General features: G+C 35.7%; 1 protein-coding gene. It reads right to left on the bottom strand.

Annotated features, from left to right (window positions below):
* Positions 1-618: 618 nt before the first annotated feature.
* Positions 619-1,015 (bottom strand): IS30 family transposase (locus LACPOB_RS12675; protein WP_040533247.1); only part of this gene is annotated, 397 nt, incomplete at its 5' end.

The raw sequence follows: 1,015 nt of genomic DNA, 5'->3' as shown, positions 1-1,015 counted from the left end.
TTGACTTCGCAAATGTTGTTTGCACTTATCGTTGAGATAAGCGACCTCACACATTTGATTTGTCGAAACTTTGTTCAGTTTTCAAAGATCTACTTTTCAAAACTTGTTGTCAGCACTGACAACCTCTTAATAATATCAGATTATCAATTCTTTGTCAATAAGAATTTAATTTAATTTATAATACCAAGGTTATCTGTTTTAAGGCTTTGCAGTCGTAACGACAACTTTTATAGTATATCAACTATATTCGATGATGTCAATAATTTTTTTAATTAAATTATCGAAGAATCAGTTATTCGGTGACAACATTTAATAATATACCGCCATAAAAGCCATACGTCAACAACTTTTTTAACTTTTTTAATAAAACCGTTTTCGTTTTTTTCTTTTATCTTTCATTGATAAAATCTTCTTTTATAGTAAAAAAGCCAAAACAATATTATTAATTATTTAATTTTATAACATTAAAAACTACGGAAATTTCAATATTAAATTAGCCACTTCCATTTATCATTTATCACTTTAGTAGCTTAGGACAGCTCTTTGGTGGGGAGAAAGACCTGAGCCGGGAGGCGAAGGCCTTTCTCCCCACCAAAGCTCACGTCAACTGCTGACCCTTTAACTTGCTTGAAATGTTTTCTGTAATTCAGCTTCGAGTGCCACCCGCGGCGTCTGGGTTCCCAGCGATCGCCGAGGTGTGTTATTCATCCAATTACTCGTTTCACGGGCTGTTTGGACCGGTTGCGCTATGATCGGTTTTCCCTTGGGGTATACTCTGCGGAGAATTTTATTGTTGCGTTCATTACTCCCACGTTCATATGAGGCATAGGGATGAGCGTAATAAATGCCTCCATTTTCACGATCAGGGACTACTTTAGTTAGTTCACTGACTTCGGATCCATTGTCAGCAGTAATCGTCTTAAAAATATCTTCAAATTTAGAGCCTAGTTCATGTTTGAGCGTTGCGATAGTCTGGTTGACATAACAACTTTCTTTACCTTGAATAAGAATTACC

Origin of the sequence: Ligilactobacillus pobuzihii E100301 = KCTC 13174, from assembly GCF_000349725.1 — a bacterium.
In the GTDB taxonomy this organism is placed as follows: Bacteria; Bacillota; Bacilli; order Lactobacillales; family Lactobacillaceae; genus Ligilactobacillus; species Ligilactobacillus pobuzihii.
Note: the sequence above shows the minus strand (reverse complement) of the source record. Positions and strands in the feature narration are given on the sequence as shown.